The 15,862-nt window shown below is 42.5% G+C and carries 15 protein-coding genes; 8 read left to right on the top strand and 7 right to left on the bottom strand.

What is annotated here, in order from left to right; all coding sequences use genetic code 11:
- The first annotated feature begins 144 nt into the window (after window positions 1–144).
- From cdd to sanA, 3 genes are all read left to right on the top strand, one after another.
- Window positions 145–1,029: a cytidine deaminase gene (gene cdd, locus AACS90_RS19885; protein ID WP_099121217.1), complete on the top strand. Its 885-nt coding sequence runs from the start codon at window positions 145–147 to the stop codon at window positions 1,027–1,029.
- A gap of 248 nt (window positions 1,030–1,277) precedes the next feature.
- Complete coding sequence (locus tag AACS90_RS19880) at window positions 1,278–2,975, top strand: NAD-dependent malic enzyme (RefSeq protein ID WP_099121216.1); 1,698 nt, start codon at window positions 1,278–1,280, stop codon at window positions 2,973–2,975.
- A 146-nt stretch (window positions 2,976–3,121) separates the two neighbouring features.
- A complete protein-coding gene (gene sanA, locus AACS90_RS19875; RefSeq protein ID WP_099109164.1) occupies window positions 3,122–3,844 on the top strand; it encodes an outer membrane permeability protein SanA in 723 nt (240 codons plus the stop codon).
- 33 nt (window positions 3,845–3,877) lie between these two features.
- Here sanA and yeiB read toward each other — a convergent pair whose 3' ends face one another.
- The 3 genes from yeiB to AACS90_RS19860 form a co-directional block, all read right to left on the bottom strand.
- A complete protein-coding gene (yeiB, locus tag AACS90_RS19870) occupies window positions 3,878–5,041 on the bottom strand; it encodes a DUF418 domain-containing protein YeiB (RefSeq protein WP_099121215.1) in 1,164 nt (387 codons plus the stop codon).
- A 15-nt stretch (window positions 5,042–5,056) separates the two neighbouring features.
- The gene (folE, locus tag AACS90_RS19865; protein WP_099121214.1) at window positions 5,057–5,725 is read right to left on the bottom strand and encodes a GTP cyclohydrolase I FolE; all 669 of its coding nucleotides are present in this window, start codon (window positions 5,723–5,725) and stop codon (window positions 5,057–5,059) included.
- 207 nt (window positions 5,726–5,932) lie between these two features.
- Complete coding sequence (locus AACS90_RS19860; RefSeq protein ID WP_193757161.1) at window positions 5,933–7,072, bottom strand: YbfB/YjiJ family MFS transporter; 1,140 nt, start codon at window positions 7,070–7,072, stop codon at window positions 5,933–5,935.
- 258 nt (window positions 7,073–7,330) lie between these two features.
- Between AACS90_RS19860 and moeA the strand changes: the two genes are divergently transcribed.
- Window positions 7,331–8,572, top strand: coding sequence for a molybdopterin molybdotransferase MoeA (gene moeA, locus AACS90_RS19855; RefSeq protein WP_099121212.1), 1,242 nt, complete (start codon window positions 7,331–7,333; stop codon window positions 8,570–8,572).
- A gap of 12 nt (window positions 8,573–8,584) precedes the next feature.
- A complete protein-coding gene (gene moeB / locus AACS90_RS19850) occupies window positions 8,585–9,340 on the top strand; it encodes a molybdopterin-synthase adenylyltransferase MoeB (RefSeq protein ID WP_099121343.1) in 756 nt (251 codons plus the stop codon).
- Window positions 9,341–9,379: 39 nt separating this feature from the next.
- Here the strand turns inward: moeB and AACS90_RS19845 are convergent, their stop codons facing one another.
- On the bottom strand, window positions 9,380–10,975 hold the full coding sequence (locus tag AACS90_RS19845) for an ABC-F family ATPase (protein WP_099121342.1): 1,596 nt from the start codon (window positions 10,973–10,975) through the stop codon (window positions 9,380–9,382).
- Between the two features lie 277 nt (window positions 10,976–11,252).
- Between AACS90_RS19845 and AACS90_RS19840 the strand changes: the two genes are divergently transcribed.
- Together AACS90_RS19840 and AACS90_RS19835 are read left to right on the top strand one after the other, a co-directional pair.
- Window positions 11,253–11,396, top strand: coding sequence for a hypothetical protein (locus AACS90_RS19840; RefSeq protein WP_241538201.1), 144 nt, complete (start codon window positions 11,253–11,255; stop codon window positions 11,394–11,396).
- Between the two features lie 30 nt (window positions 11,397–11,426).
- Window positions 11,427–12,044: a short chain dehydrogenase gene (locus AACS90_RS19835; RefSeq protein ID WP_099121211.1), complete on the top strand. Its 618-nt coding sequence runs from the start codon at window positions 11,427–11,429 to the stop codon at window positions 12,042–12,044.
- A 64-nt stretch (window positions 12,045–12,108) separates the two neighbouring features.
- Here the strand turns inward: AACS90_RS19835 and AACS90_RS19830 are convergent, their stop codons facing one another.
- From AACS90_RS19830 to AACS90_RS19820, 3 genes are all read right to left on the bottom strand, one after another.
- Window positions 12,109–13,269: an MFS transporter gene (locus AACS90_RS19830; RefSeq protein WP_256376529.1), complete on the bottom strand. Its 1,161-nt coding sequence runs from the start codon at window positions 13,267–13,269 to the stop codon at window positions 12,109–12,111.
- A 391-nt stretch (window positions 13,270–13,660) separates the two neighbouring features.
- Window positions 13,661–14,125: a GNAT family N-acetyltransferase gene (locus AACS90_RS19825; RefSeq protein WP_099121341.1), complete on the bottom strand. Its 465-nt coding sequence runs from the start codon at window positions 14,123–14,125 to the stop codon at window positions 13,661–13,663.
- Between the two features lie 14 nt (window positions 14,126–14,139).
- Window positions 14,140–14,604, bottom strand: coding sequence for a GNAT family N-acetyltransferase (locus AACS90_RS19820; protein WP_099121209.1), 465 nt, complete (start codon window positions 14,602–14,604; stop codon window positions 14,140–14,142).
- A gap of 274 nt (window positions 14,605–14,878) precedes the next feature.
- On the opposite strand from AACS90_RS19820, the gene rhtA reads away from it, so the two are divergent.
- Window positions 14,879–15,769 carry a threonine/homoserine exporter RhtA gene (gene rhtA, locus AACS90_RS19815; RefSeq protein ID WP_099121208.1) on the top strand — a complete coding sequence of 297 codons (891 nt, stop codon included), beginning with the start codon at window positions 14,879–14,881 and terminating at the stop codon, window positions 15,767–15,769.
- Window positions 15,770–15,862 lie beyond the last annotated feature (93 nt).

Below are 15,862 nucleotides of genomic sequence, written 5' to 3'. Positions count from 1 at the left end.
ACTCGTTCAGATAGTAAAAATTTGACATAAGTTACTAAAATAATATTTTTGTTACAGAAATTTCATGAATTATATGGCATTCATCACATTACAAACCTGAGCACTCATCCTAGAATAACCTTTAATTAATTTGGAGATTATTTTATGCAAGCTCGTTTTCATGCTATCTGGTCAGAAATCACGCCTGAATTACAAAAGGCATTATTGCCCTATATTGGTAATGACGATTTTCCAGCTATGCTGACAGCAGAGCAGGTGGAGTCAATTAAGCAGACCTGTGGCCTTGATGATCATGCACTGGCACTGGCCCTGCTACCACTCGCTGCGGCCTGTGCCATTTCCCCTATCTCAAACTTTCATGTTGGTGCTATCGCACGGGGAGAGAGCGGCAACCTCTATTTTGGCGCGAATATGGAATTTACAGGTGTTGCATTACAACAAACTGTTCATGCCGAACAATCAGCCATCACTCATGCCTGGTTACGTGGCGAAAAGAAACTGGTATCCATCACCATTAATTACTCTCCCTGTGGTCACTGCCGACAGTTTATGAATGAATTAAACAGCGGAACACAGCTGGTAATCTGCTTACCTGATCGCCCACATCTGACACTGGCTGATTATCTGCCAGAAGCATTTGGCCCGCGTGACTTATCTGTCACTCAATTTTTGCTGGATAACATTCACCACGGCTATCAGCTCGATACTGAAGATGAATTCGTTCTGGCCGCATTAAATGCGGCGAATCAGAGCCATGCACCCTATAGCCAGTCCCACTCCGGTGTTGCCCTGATAGATGAACAAGATCGCGTTTATACTGGTCGCTATGCAGAAAATGCGGCATTTAATCCAAGCTTGCCACCTTTACAGGCAGCGCTAATATTAATGAATATGTCAGGAAGTGATTGTCATTCGATCAAGCGGGCAATACTTGTTGAAGGGCAAAATGGTCATCTGTCCCAGTGGAAAGCAACCGAATCTACTTTAAATTTGCTCGGCTGCAAACAAACGGAACGCCACACATTCTGACCACCCTGCAAGGTTTTTGGGCAAAAGTGAGAAATTAAATAACATTTAATTAGCCAATTCTGTATGTTATCTCTCATTTTTGCTCATGATAAACATATTTAAGTAACATTTACTGTACTTATTTTTTTATCTTCTTAGGATCTATACACAATGGATTTCAAGATGCATCACAGCCAATAAAGAGGCAACTTGAAAGACGAAGTATATGTAGCCGATTTTGTTATTGATTAGTCCAAAGAGTAAGCATCATGGAACTGGAACACGAAAGTAAACGTCCTCTTTATATTCCCTACGCTGGCCCCATCCTGTTGGAGTTTCCCCTGCTGAACAAAGGCAGCGCCTTTACGGAAGAAGAACGCAGCAATTTCAATCTGCATGGCTTATTGCCCCAAGCAGTTGAAACAATCGAAGAGCAGGCAGAACGCGCCTATCGCCAATACCGCGATTTTAAAAATGACGCGGATAAACATATTTATTTGAGGAATATTCAGGATACCAACGAAACCCTTTTCTACCGGCTCCTTGACGCACATCTCAGCGAAATGATGCCTATCATTTACACACCAACCGTCGGTGAAGCGTGCGAACATTTTTCTGATATTTACCGCCGTGCCCGTGGTTTGTTCATCTCTTACCCGAACCGGGCTTATATTGATGACATGCTGCAAAATGCCACCAAACAGAATGTTAAAGTTATCGTTGTGACCGACGGTGAGCGTATTCTGGGGCTTGGTGATCAGGGAATTGGTGGCATGGGTATCCCTATCGGTAAATTATCGCTATATACCTCCTGTGGCGGGATCAGTCCTGCTTATACTCTACCTGTCGTGCTGGATGTCGGTACAAACAATCCACAGCGCCTGAACGACCCGCTCTATATGGGCTGGCGCCATCCGCGTATTACCGGCAAAGAATATGATGATTTCGTCGATGAATTCATTCAGGCAGTAAAACGCCGCTGGCCGAATGTTCTGTTGCAGTTCGAAGACTTTGCTCAGAACAATGCCATGCCATTGTTGACCCGCTATCGTAATGATCTTTGCTGCTTCAATGATGATATTCAGGGTACTGCTGCTGTTGCTCTTGGCAGCCTGATTGCTGCCAGCCGTGCAGCAGGCCGTCAGCTGAAAGATCAGACAGTCACCTTCCTTGGTGCGGGTTCTGCCGGTTGTGGTATTGCAGAGCAGATCATTGCTCAGATGAAATCAGAAGGTTTGAGTGATGAACAGGCTCGTGCCCGTGTATTCATGGTGGACCGCTTCGGGTTACTCACAGATAAACAACCGAATCTGTTGGATTTCCAAAGCGTACTGGTTCAGAAAAGCAGCGCTCTGGATTCCTGGGATGTCGACAAAGACAGCCTGTCATTAATGGATGTTGTCCGTAACGCCAAACCTACTGTTCTGATTGGTGTTTCTGGTCAGTCAGGCCTGTTCACTGAAGAAATTATCCGTGAAATGCATAAGCACTGTGAGCGCCCGATTGTCATGCCGTTGTCTAACCCGACATCCCGCGTAGAAGCCCGTCCGGAAGACATTATTAACTGGACGGAAGGTAAAGCGCTGGTCGCAACAGGCAGCCCGTTCTCACCAGTACAGTATGAAGGTCAGGAATTCCCGATTGCCCAGTGTAATAACTCTTATATCTTCCCCGGTATCGGGTTAGGTGTTATTGCTTCAGGAGCCAAACGTGTAACAGATGACATGTTAATGGCAGCAAGCCGCTCATTGGCAGATTGCTCACCTCTGGCGCAAACCGGCTCTGGCCCGCTACTGCCATTGATTGATGACATTCAGGATGTTTCCCGCAAAATAGCCAAAGAAGTGGCGAAAAAAGCCCAGATTCAGGGTGTTGCAACGGTCACTTCAGAAGACGCTCTGGAAGAAGCGATTGAGCGTAATTTCTGGAAACCAGAATATCGCATCTATAAACGCACATCATTCTGATAATCTTAATGCCTGCCAGTATTTTCGGCAGGCATTTATCCCACAAAGCATATTTATATTAATGTGGTTAATCCAACACTTGCTTCAATATTCCAAGTAAAGTAGCCTTTAATGACTTGTTCATGGTTACATAAAAGGCAAAAATAATGTGGAAGCATCTAATTACCAGCCTAATCCTCATAATAGCTGTTTTTATACTATCAGCTATTATGCTTGATCGCTGGATCAGCTGGAAAACGGCTCCCTACATTTTTGATGACCTCAGACAACTTCCGGAACGAGAAGTGGGCATGGTTTTAGGTACATCCAAATATTATAAAGCCGGCGCATATAACCAATATTATTTCTATCGTATTCAGGGAGCTGTTAACGCCTATAACAGTGAAAAAGTTAAATATCTGCTATTAAGCGGAGATAATGCCCAACACAGCTATAATGAACCCAATACGATGCGAAGAGATCTCATTAAAGCAGGTATTCCAGCCTCTAAAATCGTGATGGATTTTGCGGGCTTCCGGACGTTAGATTCGGTTGTCAGAACTCGCAAGGTATTTGATACCAATGACTTCACCATTATCACCCAGCGCTTCCACTGTGAACGAGCTCTCTTTATTGCGATGCACATGGGCATCGAAGCGCAATGTTATGCTGTCTCTTCCCCTAAGAATATGATGACGATACGTTTTCGTGAAGTATTTGCCCGCCTTGGTGCCTGGGCTGACCTGTATATCTTAAAACGTGAACCCCGTTTTCTGGGGCCTTTAACCCCCATTCCCAGCCAGCAGATCGCCCCTACAGGCATTGAAGGCTATCCTGCGGTATCACCAGAAGAGTTACAGGGAATGGAGACGAGGAATCGCAGCAAATAAGAGCCTATTCTCAAAAGATAGGCTCTTAATCGTTTAAAATCTTTCTTGCAGTTTTCTGGTCAGTACCCGCCAGAGTTTTTCAGCAGGCCCTTGCTGATAACGTTTTAACCACCAGCAGGCAAACCCGATATTACATCCCCAAATAAAAGGGACGAATATTAACAATTCCCAGCGAGCAAATTTATTAAACAGCCCCAAATGATAAAAAAGTGTGGTGCAGATTAAAGTTTGCATTAAATAACAGCTCAGTGCCATTCTGCCAACCTGCTGTAGCCAGAAAACTACCGGGCAACGGGATATAACCGGCCAGAACCCATAAATCAGCGCCACATACGATAATGCTATAAATGGTGTCGCTAATTCTGTGATGGTCTGTCGGACAGTCCAGGCAGTGAAGTAACTATAAGGATATAAATACAATACTGACAGGGCGAGAGACTGAATCAACAAGCCAGTGACAAACAGCCACAGAGCGGCACGACGATAGTGATGAAGGCTGTACATGCCCTTCAGCCAACCATTACGTAATAGCATTGCGCCGCAAAGCATGGTTCCAATTATCTGCCAGCTATACTGCACAATAGTCACTATCATTACACCGCTGATCTGATTGATACGGTGTTCTATCGCCACTAACCCGCCATGGGTTTTCCAGTAGCTTTCATGCAAAATATCCTGCTCTAGCGGATGCCAGAACGTACTGTTTTCCTCTACCGGGAATAGCCCCAATAGATAGAACATCATCAGTCCAAATAAATATAAGACAATGCCCTGTTTGAATAAATTGGGACTCTTATTTATCCAATGTAATACCAGAAGGCCAACCAGACCATATGACAACAGGATATCGCCATCCCATAGCAAAATTCCGTGCAATAAACCAATAACAGCCAGAATCACTAACCTGCAACGATTCCAGTAGCGATCCCGCTGCCTCAATAATTCAAGTGATGCGCCAAATAACAGCGTTAAAATAAATAAAAATTTCCCCTGAGCAAATGTGTTCAGGACAGACCATGTTAATACATCAGAAAACAGAACATCGGCTTTATAAAAGAGATTAGTATAAGCGGCATAAGGCAACGCAAAGCCTGAGATATTCAGTAACAATATACCCAAAACAGCGAAACCACGTACGCTATCAAGCACTGCAATCCTGTGGCTCGCTGCTCCACTATTTAATTTACTACTTGTCATGGTAATGCAGGTTCATCACGATAAGTGCAAATGGCGCACGGCACGCAAAAATTCCTGTCGTGTATTTTGACTGGACTTAAACAAACCGCCAAGAGATGTGGTCGTTGTGGTACTGGTAGCATCACGGATACCACGCGCTTTTACACAGTAGTGCACAGCATCAATAGAAACAGCAACATTATTTGTGCCAAGCAGAGCCTGAAGGGCAATCAAAATTTGCTGTGTCAGTCGTTCCTGTACCTGTGGACGTTGCGCAAAAAACTGGACGATGCGGTTAATTTTCGATAACCCAATCACTTTATCCTTAGGAATATAAGCTACAGTGGCTTTCCCATCGATAGTCACAAAATGGTGTTCGCAAGTGCTGGTCAGTGTGATATCCCGCACTGTCACCATCTCATCGACTTTCATTTTATTTTCTATCAGCGTGATTTTCGGAAAATTTCTGTAATCCAAACCTGAAAATATTTCATCCACATACATTTTTGCAATACGGCTCGGCGTATCCGCCAAACTGTCATCACTCAAATCGAGGTTTAACAGCTTCATAATTTCTGTCATGTGTTCCTCAATGCGGACTTTTCGCACTTCAGGCTCTAAAGTCTGCTCACGCAAAGGGGTTTCAAGACCACGCTCAACCAGTGCCGAATGCACCAGCGCGGCTTCTATACTTAAGGATGACATCGAATTCTCCAAAGATAATACTTCCATTACATGATATCCATTGATGGGACATTTGCTCACATTGTTACCACGAACAACTATATCAACATTGAATATTGAATAGCTATACCTGCCAACATTCAAATCGTAGTCTTACAGGCTGTATCCTGAATCCCATCAGGACAGGCGCACAATATACCTGCACAGCACCAATGCGCCAAATCAGGATTATTCATGAGAGGTTTTATTGCGATTAAATACCAGCAATCCCGCAATAACCAAGCCAATAAATGCAACATAGAGCGCCGGTTCCAATTTACCGGTCAGCCATGTCGAAATAGCTGATAGCATCGGCCCGACCAATTGCCCCAGCGCATAACCGGTAGTTAATAGCCCGGCCATATAATGAGTATGGCTGGGAGCCAGTTCACGCCCATACAGCAATGCCAGCTGCACCACACACATAAAACCGCCTCCCACCAGGAACGCACCAATAACAAGGCCACTGATACCGGGTACAATTTCTGCTACCAATATACCCAGTGCCTGAAGCCAGAGTGTGATAGCCAGACGAATTTGAGCTGTTGAGACATGGCGCAACAGAATTCCCATCGCAATACCGATGACTGATGCTCCTCCGAATATCGGCCAGACAAACTGAGCAAACAAGCTACCGGGAAAACGTTCTGAAGCCATTTGAGAAAGAAATGTGGCGGGTAGAATATAGCCGAATCCGGCAAGGGTGTAACTCCATACCAGCCGCTTAATTTCAGGCGTTAAAGCAAGTTTTTGCATTGCCGTTTGCGGACGATGCAATTCTCCCCGGCGAGGTAAATAGCGACTGGCATAAACACTGCACAATAATGCCAGAATGCCATAAATAACCCATGCCTGAGCCGCATCCATACCCCACGATTGAATCCCTACCGCGAGCACTCCACTAATCAGAATACCAATCCCGGTTCCGGCAAAAACCGCGGCACTTAACCCCGGGCGATTCAGCTTTGCCAGTTCATCGTTTGACCATGCAGCAACCAATACCAATGTCCAGCCACTCGCCCAGCCAATAAAAAAGCGGGCAATACTGTGTAATACCGGGCCGTCAAGCAGGGCTGACAGCAGTGTAATAATGACTGCACCCCATAAGCCTGCCCACAAACGATATTCCACAAACCGTTTCGCCCGCATCGCATCGTAAGAACCTGCAAAGTAGCCAAGGTAATTAAATGCAGCCACAATCCCGGCTTCCGTTAGCGTGAATTGTGATTCAGCAATCATCAGTGGAACTTGTGGTGTGAAAGTAAAGCGCCCTATTCCCATCGCAACAACTAAAGCAAAAAAGCCGCTCAATGCAATTTGAATAGCCAGATAGTTACTATTATCAGATGTTGTAATTTGGTTATGGTTACTCATAGTGATTAAATTTTCATGTAATCGTTTGTTTTAATTGTCGTAATTTAGTTATAGCAAATCATGGATATGATATACATCTTTTATTAGTCAATCCGCACCGCTTTCTTTTATCCTTCAAGCAGTAATCCGGAATCTATTCGGTATAACAATTTCCCATTAAAAGGATCTTTGCCATAATGCCACCATGCTATTTGCCGCACATTGGGAGTTTTCATGGATCATTGTCATACCTCAGGCTTAATTTCACTCGAACAGGCGTTAGAAAAACTACTGGCCCAGACTTCTTCTCTCTCCGAAACGGAAACCATCAGCCTGATGCACTCAGCAGGCCGCATTACTGCCACAGATATTATTTCCCCAATTAATGTTCCCCCTTTTGATAATTCAGCGATGGATGGTTATGCCATTCGCCTTGCCGATTTGAACGAAACACAGACTTTACCGCAGGCAGGGAAAGCGCTGGCTGGTGTTCCATTTCAGGGAGAATGGCCCGCAGTTACCTGTATTCGCATTATGACTGGCGCCCCTATCCCCACGGGTACCGATGCCGTTGTTATGCAAGAGCACACAGAAACAACGGAAACAGGCATCCGGTTTACGCATCCTGTTCGTCAGGGGCAGAATATCCGCACTATTGGCGAAGATATTGCCCAAAATACAGCTGTCCTGCCACAAGGCATTAAATTATCTACAGCACAATTGCCTCTGCTTGCCTCACTGGGGATTGCAAAGGTTGAAGTGTTGCGCAAATTAAAAGTTGCTGTTTTTTCTACCGGCGATGAACTACAAGCCATTGGTGAGCCATTACAAACCGGGCAAATTTATGACACAAACCGTTTTGCTGTTCGCCTGATGCTGGAAAAACTGGATTGTGAAGTTATCGACCTCGGTGTTATTCCGGATGATCCTGATGCCCTGCGCCACGCTTTTATTCAGGCTAACGACCTTGCTGATCTGGTTATCAGCAGTGGGGGTGTTTCCGTTGGTGAAGCCGATTACACTAAACAGATTCTGGATGAGATGGGCCAGATTAGCTTCTGGAAATTAGCCATTAAACCCGGTAAACCTTTTGCTTTCGGTAAGCTGGAAAAAGCGTGGTTTTGTGGACTGCCGGGCAATCCGGTATCCGCAGTTCTGACCTTCTATCAGTTAGTACAGCCTCTGATTGCACATTTGTCTGGCTTCAGTTCATGGCAGCCTCCTATTCGGCTTAATGCCAAAGCGGTTACACCACTGAAAAAATCACCCGGCAGGCTGGATTTCCAACGTGGGATCGCGGTATTGAATGAACAGGGTGAATTAGAAGTAAAAACAACCGGTCATCAGGGTTCCCATATTTTCAGTTCATATAGTCTTGGCAATTGTTTTATTGTACTTGAACGGGAGCGTGGCTCCGTCACAGCAGGGGAGACAGTACAGATAGAATTTTTCAACCAGCTGCTGAAAAATCAATAAATGATTAAAGCAATGACTAGTGAACTCACAGATAAAGAAACCCTTCGTTACAATCGGCAGATTGTCCTGCGGGGTTTCGATTTTGACGGTCAGGAAAAATTAAAATCATCCAACGTGTTGATAGTCGGCTTGGGGGGACTCGGCTGTGCTGCTTCCCAATATCTGGCCGCAGCCGGGGTGGGAACAATCACATTATTGGATTTTGATACTGTTTCCCTGTCTAATTTACAGCGCCAGATCCTGCATCGTGATGAGCGTATTGGTATGGCGAAGGTGCATTCGGCTGCACTGACGCTGTTGGAGATAAATCCTCATCTTACTATCCGTCCCATTGAAGGATTATTAGATGATCCAGCTCTAAGCGAACTGATTATCCAGCATGATGTTGTGCTGGATTGTACCGATAATGTCGCCATCCGCGAACAACTTAACCGTCTGTGTTACCAGCATAAAACGGCCTTAGTTTCTGGGGCTGCCATACGAATGGAAGGACAACTGTCAGTCTTTACCTATCATGAGGAAGAGCCCTGTTACCGTTGTCTGAGCCGGTTATTCGGTGAAAATAGCCTGACCTGTGTTGAAGCGGGTGTCATGGCACCACTTGTGGGTACAATCGGCTCGTTACAGGCTATGGAGACAATTAAACTGCTGACTCAGTACGGAAAGGTTATCAGAGGTAAAATATTACTGTTCGACGCAATGACAATGCAGTTTCGTGAAATAAAACTGCCTAAAGATACGCAATGTGAAGTGTGCGGCAGTAAATAAGGATTGACCCCGTTAAACGGGGTCACCTGATAAGCAGGATTATTGCACAATTCCCTGACTTCTCAGGTACTCATCATATGTACCTTTAAAATCAACAACTGTATCGGATTTTATTTCCAGAATACGGCTGGCTAATGAACTAACAAAAGCACGGTCATGTGAAACAAAAATCAGCGTACCTTCATAAAGCTCCAGTGACAGGTTCAGTGATTCGATAGATTCCATATCCAAATGGTTGGTTGGTTCATCCATAACCAGAATATTTGGCTTTTGCATCATCAGCTTGCCAAACAACATCCGGCCTTTTTCACCACCGGACAAGACACCGACTTTCTTCCTGATATCATCCTGGTTGAATAATAAACGCCCCAGCACACTGCGCACTGCCTGTTCATCATCACCTTCACGTCTCCACTGGCTCATCCATTCAAACACAGTCAGATCACCATCAAAATCACTGGCATGATCCTGTGCATAATAGCCAATAGTGCTGTTTTCAGACCATTTAACCGTACCGCTGGTTGGTTCAGTTTCACCGATCAGTGTTTTCAGTAGTGTCGTTTTACCGATACCATTCTCACCAATCACCGCCATTTTTTCGCCAACTTCCATCAGCAGGTTCAGGTTCTTAAACAGCGGGCCATTGTCATAACCTTTCGTCAGACCTTCTAATTCCAGTGCATTACGGAACAGTTTTTTCTCTTGATCAAAACGAATATAGGGGTTCTGACGGCTGGAAGCCTTCACTTCTTCTAACTGAATTTTGTCAATCTGACGGGCACGTGAAGTTGCCTGTTTGGATTTAGACGCATTAGCGCTGAAGCGGCTGACAAAAGACTGCAATTCTACAATCTGCGCTTTCTTCTTAGCATTATCTGCCAACAGACGTTCGCGTGCCTGAGTTGCCGCCACCATATACTCATCATAATTACCCGGGAACTGGCGCAGTTCACCGTAATCCAGATCAGCCATATGAGTACATACGGTGTTCAGAAAATGGCGGTCATGGGAAATAATGATCATGGTGCTGTTGCGTTCACTCAGCACTTGCTCCAGCCAGCGGATAGTATCAATATCCAGGTTGTTGGTTGGCTCATCAAGCAGCAGAACATCAGGATCAGAAAACAGCGCCTGAGCCAGCAGGACACGCAGTTTCCAGCCCGGAGCAACTGAACTCATCAAACCATAGTGCTGCTCTACCGGAATGCCCACACCAAGTAATAATTCTCCGGCACGGGCTTCTGCGCTGTAGCCATCCATTTCACCATAAGCAACTTCCAAATCAGCAACACGATAGCCGTCTTCTTCGCTCATTTCTGCCATGGCATAAATACGGTCACGTTCCTGCTTCACTTCCCACAACTCTGTGTGGCCCATGATAACTGTATCCAGTACCGTATATTCTTCAAAGGCAAACTGATCCTGACGTAATTTACCCAAACGCTCATTCGGATCGAGACTGACATTACCGGAGGTCGGAGCTAAGTCTCCCCCCAAAATTTTCATAAAGGTTGACTTACCCGCACCATTAGCACCAATCAGGCCATAGCGGTTGCCGTTACCGAATTTAACAGAAATGTTTTCAAACAGAGGCTTACTGCCAAACTGCATAGTGATGTTGTTTGTACTTAACACAACTTTTGCTCTTAAAGTGAATAAAAAGGGAATTTGGAAAAATCGATAGTTGCCTATTATGCCACAATAAGAAAAAAGTATCGCCAGAATGCTTTCATAGCGCGCGTCAAAATCCATAATCTGGGCATTTCTATATCCAGCATATGATATCAGGCAATAAATTTTCCTAATGTAACAATATAAATTATCGTCCATAAAGACATAGAATAAGCAAAAAGGCTATTATAAAATCGAGTGAATATTTGCGATTCATAGATAAATATACCGGAAAAATAAAATGCAGAAAATCAGATGGGGTATTATTGGTTGTGGTAATGTAACAGAAGTAAAAAGTGGCCCCGCTTTTTATAAACTGGAAAATTCAGAATTAATTGCTGTCATGCGCCGAAATTCAGACTTAGCAAAAGATTTTTCCATCTAGCATATTGTCATTCAATTACGGAGTAATAATATGAAAATATTAGTGATAGGAGCAACAGGAAATATAGGAAAACACATTATCAGTAACATTAAAAAATACCATCCTTTGTTGGCTGATAACCCTACAGAGCTTGAGATTATTCAAGCCAGCCGTAACTCACCTGAATATTCGCTAGATGTGTTTGATAATCAAAAATTAGATAATTTTTTATCTAAAAACAAAATGTTTGAAGCTATTATATGTGCATTTGGTAAAACCAACTGGACGAAACCAGAAAGCCTGCGTGATTATGAGGAAAGCATCAAGAATAAAGCATTTGGTCAGATCAATGTTGCGCTTCAAGCCTTAAAATACATTAAACCCGGTGGTTCAATTACTTTAACATCGGGCATCGTCGGCAAAATAATGTCACCTAATGGTTCTCAAACTGCCGTAACCAATGGAGCTATTGAAGCTTTTGTCCGCTCAGCAGCGACGGAAATCACTGATGCCCGGATTAACGTAGTCAGCCCCAAATTATTGGATGAATCATTTACCAGTTACGCCAAATTTTTTCCCGGGCAGGAAACCTGCACAGGTGAGCAGATAGCCAAAGGTTATATACGCAGTATTTATGGTAAAGAAACAGGTATGGTAATTGAAATATAGGTGTCTGGTGATTAGCGATTATAAAAATCGCTAATCACATTTTGTTTTTAAACACTTTTCAATATTAAGCCGCATCAAGTTTTTCATTTTTACCGATTATTATTCCCAAAATCCCTTGAATTGCCAGAACGAGGAAAAGCAACCACAGAACAAGAGTCCAGGAAGAAGTAAAGTCATGGATATAACCAGAAACAAGTGGCCCACAAAATGCAATTAAATAACCGATTGATTGCATCATTGAGTTTGCTTTCGTAATATTAGTAGTATGATTAAAACGCAGCAGTGGTAACAAGAATGCAACTCCGGTACAAATACCTGCCCCAATTCCCATGATCATAACAGCAACAGGAATTAAATGTTTTTGACCATAAATAAATAAAATAATCCCCAGCATGCCAATAATAGGGTTAATCACAAACATGAATTCTTGTCTTTTTATTTTATAGATATAAAAGGCAGTCAATGTTGCAAAAGGTATTGCTACTAATGAGAATAGCGCGGCATAAGATGCAGCCTCAGTCTGGCCCATTCCATAAGAACTGATAATTTCGGGGAACCAAGCAGTAATAATATAAAAGTTAAACGATAACACAGAGAAATAGACAGCCATCATCCAGCATGAAATGCTTGACCACGGATTAATCACCTTCACAGGTTTATCATCATAATCATTACGGGCATTTGGGTTACTAACTGATTTTTTTTGTTTTTTATCGGAAAAGAACAGAATAAGGATCACTGAAAATATGGGAATGAGCACCCAAATCCAGGAAATTTCATTCCAGGAAAAACCCAGCATATGCTTAATCGGTAACGTCAGACCGGTCGCCATTGCCGGCCCCAAATACAAAGATGCCGTATAGGATGACGACAGAAGAGCAACCCTGTTACTACCCAGACTTTTAAAGAATGAAGGTAACGCAATATTTCCCAGTGCAATAGCAAACCCAAACATAACTGTAGAAGCCAACAGCAATATCAGGGAACTATTTAACCTTAGAATGTAAGCAACAATAGCAACCACAAATGTCATTAATAAGGTTTTATACAACCCTATTCTTCTTTCAAAATAAGGTGTTAAAGGAGAAAAAAAGAAAAAACACAGCGGTGACAGGGATGTGATTAAACCAAAGGTAGAATAGTTTATGTTTAAATCGTCAATAATTTCCTGAGACATTGGCGGGATATAAGATATTGGTACTCTCAACCCCAATCCCGCAATCATGATAAAGAGCAATAATTTGAAGATAAAGCTATTATTAAAGTGTTTCCCTATATTCATTATTTCACCACAGAAGTTTGAAGGCTTATCATATTTTTAATTAAAAAGTTTGAGGATATACCAAATAAACTTACTGCATAATTCGTTTTAAATTCTGGCAGACAAACCTTCATTTAGCAAGCTTCCAGAGAATTAACTTATCTATACTCAATGGATTTCAAGATGCATCACGGCGGCAAGGGAACTCATTCCCGGGAGCATAGACAACTATGTGACCGGGATGAGTGAATGCAGCCAACAAAGAGGCAACTTGAAAGACGAAGAGCATATAACTTTCACTACAAATGTTCACTATACGATAACTCTCTGTTCTTTTTTAAAGAGAAACTCACAGTTAACGAATTTTATTTTCTATAATAATTTCCGCCAGCATTTCCTCATACTCGTCACAATAACCTACTTCGGTAAAACCAAAACACTGATAAAACTGGCTATGACGTTGACTTGTTTCATCATAACAGACAGATATTTTGTAGCAATCAGCATATTGCTTCATTTCATCCAGTAATAATTTCATCGCAAGACTGCCAATTCCTTTATTCTGATGAAATTTGTCAATCATCATCCGATAAAGATTATACTCATTTGGCTTTCCTTCATTAACACAACGTTCATACATAGCAAAACCGACAATTTCTTCGCCAAAACAAATTGCTCTTGGCCTACAATATTGATTAAACTTTGATTCTGCAATTGACTCTGAATTTGGTGCAACAAACTGCTCCTGTCCAGATTCAACTTCGAGAGACATCACTTCTCGATAGTTATTTTTATTTATATCTATTAAAGCAACCTTCACATTTAACTCCATAATCACAATGTAATAACCATTAATTTATTGACTTCTTTATAACCTTCTCTTTCATAAAATTTTGTGGCCGAAATATTTTCAGATAAAACGGTCAGCTCAAGATGAGTAAAATTATTTTCCTTCGCCCACTTTTTCATTTCTGCTAATAACTCCTGCCCAATACCCTGACTTCTCACGTCTGGGCTGACAAATAAATCAATAACATAACCATATTTCCTTTGAACAAGGCAATTAAATGGTGGTGTCTGCTTTTTTTGTGCGATGCAAAAACCTTTTATATTTCCATTATTATCGTCTGCTACTAATAAATTAAAGTTATCATCACTAAGAGTGGAAATAATAAATGCTCTGTCCTGTTCAACCTTTTTCAGCCTTTCCGGCTGTAACTCAGCCATTTCTCTGAATAATGTTGTATAAAGTAATAAAATAGCATCAAGATCCTGCCCAGAAGCTCCCCTTATTAACATATCATTTCTCCTGAAAATCATGGTCTATTTATATTTAAGGAATAGCATAATAATCAAAGCCGATAAAACCATCAACGAATTCTACCGCCCTGATTTTATACAAGGATATCGCTTTCATAATATGTGGATTAAGAGGAACTAATGACTATACTTCATGCTTATTCTTTTATACGTCAGCCTAGCGCTCATAAGACATAATCATGTTGTATTCTGTCTATTTCACTGCGAAGATGGCACTTCTAAAATAACATGTTGTAATTGAGGTTTTCTGTAAATGTCCTTTTCTAAACATCGGGCTGCATCTTTTTCTCTGCTTCCGATATTTTTGTTATTAATTTCAATGACATCAATTCAGGCTGGCGCATCATTAGCTAAAACAGTATTTCATGTCATTGGTGCACCTGGTGTGACTGCCCTGAGACTTGCGCTGGGAACCCTTATTTTATTTCTGATTTTTAAACCCTGGCGTCTGAAATTTACACGGTCATCTCTCACTCCTCTCCTTGCTTACGGCATTTCACTCGGTGGAATGAATTATCTGTTTTACATGGCATTATCCAAAATTCCCCTTGGTATTGCCGTTGCACTTGAATTTACCGGCCCACTGGCTGTCGCTATGTTTTCCTCACGCCGTCCCGTGGATTTCCTTTGGATCGTATTGGTTATTGCCGGTTTAGGTTTTCTGTTACCTATCGGTGATGACGTCAGTACTCTTGATCCTGTCGGCATTTTATATGCACTGGGAGCGGGTGTTTTCTGGGCACTTTATATTATCTTTGGCCAACGCGCTGGGGCAGGTCATGGTGCAGCTACAGTTTCTATCGGCTCATTAATTGCTGCTGTTATTTTCTTTCCGGTGGGATTAATCCAAACCGGCCCGGCACTTCTGTTTGATGCCTCATTACTGCCTATTGCTCTGGGTATCGCTATCTTATCTACCGCACTTCCCTATACATTGGAAATGATCGCCCTTACACGTTTGCCAGCTAAAACATTCGGTACGTTAATGAGTCTTGAACCAGCATTGGGGGCTTTATCCGGTATCATTTTCCTGAATGAGCATTTAACTACGACACAATGGCTCGCTCTTCTGTGCATCATTTGTGCTTCAATTGGCTCTACTACAACCATGAAACAAAAAACTAAACTAGAAAAAGTTGAATAAAAACGGAAGATTATAGGAAACCATCTATGAAAACCGAAAGGTACTGATACCTTTCGGTTTTTACTATTACCGGGATTAATTACCGATGTTTTT

The sequence above is a fragment of the Xenorhabdus sp. KK7.4 genome (assembly GCF_963876465.1).
Taxonomy (GTDB): domain Bacteria; phylum Pseudomonadota; class Gammaproteobacteria; order Enterobacterales; family Enterobacteriaceae; genus Xenorhabdus; species Xenorhabdus stockiae.
The sequence above is the reverse complement of the archived record's forward strand: the minus strand, read 5'-3'. Positions and strand labels throughout refer to the sequence as shown.